The following is a 1,439-nucleotide window of genomic DNA, read 5'->3' as shown; positions in this document are numbered from 1 at the left end:
GACGCCGCTTGCGCGGCGGCGGGACCAGGCCGGTCAGGTCGCCGCCGGTGTCGTTGAGCCGGACCAGGAAGGGACGCAGCGGCGTGTAGCGGATCGCGGTCACCGACGCCGGATCCGCCACGATCCGCTGGAAAAGATCAAGGTGTACGCCGAGCGCGTCGGCGACGATGGCCTTGATCACGTCGCCGTGGCTGCACGCCAGCCAGACCGCCTCGGGACCGTGCTCAGCAGTGACCCGGGCGTCCCAGGAGCGCACCGCGGCGACCGCGCGGGCCGCCATCGCCGCCATCGCCTCCCCCTCCGGGAAGACCACCGCGCTGGGATGCTGCTGGACCACCGGCCAGAGCGGCTCCTTGGCCAGCTTCTTCAGCGGCTGCCCCTCCCAGGCGCCGTAGCCACACTCGATCAGACCCTCCTCCACCACCGGGCTGACCTCCGGCAACGCCAGCTCCAGGGTCTGCCGGCAGCGGATCAACGGACTGGTCACCACCGCCGCGAGCGGCACCCCCCGCAGCCGCTCGGCGACCGCGGCGGCCTGGGCCCGACCGGTCTCATCCAGCTCCACCGGCTGGCGGCCGGCCAGCCCCCCGTCGGCGTTGGCGGTCGTCCGGCCGTGTCGCAGAAGCAGAAGGGTCGCCACGGTTCCCACCCTATGGCCTGCCTCACCGGCACCGCCCGAGGGCCACGGTCGGGTGGCCATCCGGCGCGGGTTCCTCTTCGATCGGTCGCATGAGCGAGTTCGCTGCCTCGCCGGGGACCGCGTGAATGTCCGGTTGGTGTACGGCAACTCCCCCGCTCCCGATCCGGCCGCTCGGTCGGGTCACCGGCCGGGTGGCGTCGGGCGGGGTGCGTGAGGGTCGACTCGATGGTGGCATCGAGGCCGGTGGGCCTGGATGGGCTGATGTGCCTCGGATGGGATGAGGTCGGCTGCGGTGGGTCTGGGTGGGGCCTCATGATCAGTTGATGGAAAACCGCCGAGGAAGGGGCCTTCGCGACGGTTTTCCATCAACTGATCATGGGGCGGGTCGGGCCGATCGGTGCGTTGGGTGGTTGATGGTCGGGCGTCCGGTTGTGGGGTGTGACCGGGGCCATCGTGGGCGCGGAATCGTGGCCGCCCGGGGGTCGTTACACCATGGGTACGGCCGTGCAGGGCGCACTGCTTCGGGTGGTGTGGCCGGGCCCCGGATCCACGGAATGACGGTGGCCGGCCGGTGGTTACATCCCCCGGACGATCGAGCAAGGGCCCGCCGCACAGCCGGTATGGGCCGAGGGCCGAACCCCGGAATGACGGTGGCCGCCCGGTCGTTACACATGGTCCGGCCCCGCGAAGGGCATCCCCCGCCCCGCGAGCGCGCCGGTTCTGAGATTGACTTTCCCCCTGTTTTTGAGCGCCGGACGGTGCTTGCGCCCTGCTGACCCCCATCGGTTGGGCGCCAACC

The 1,439-nt window shown here is 71.5% G+C and carries 1 protein-coding gene; it reads right to left on the bottom strand.

Going from position 1 to position 1,439, the window contains the following annotated elements; translation table 11 throughout:
- Nucleotides 1-649: histidine phosphatase family protein (locus NCC78_RS31670; protein WP_250799120.1), on the bottom strand; the 649-nt coding region annotated here is incomplete at its 3' end.
- Nucleotides 650-1,439 lie beyond the last annotated feature (790 nt).

It is taken from the genome of Micromonospora phytophila (genome assembly GCF_023656545.1).
GTDB classification, from domain to species: Bacteria; Actinomycetota; Actinomycetes; order Mycobacteriales; family Micromonosporaceae; genus Micromonospora; species Micromonospora phytophila.
The sequence above is the reverse complement of the archived record's forward strand: the minus strand, read 5'-3'. Positions and strand labels throughout refer to the sequence as shown.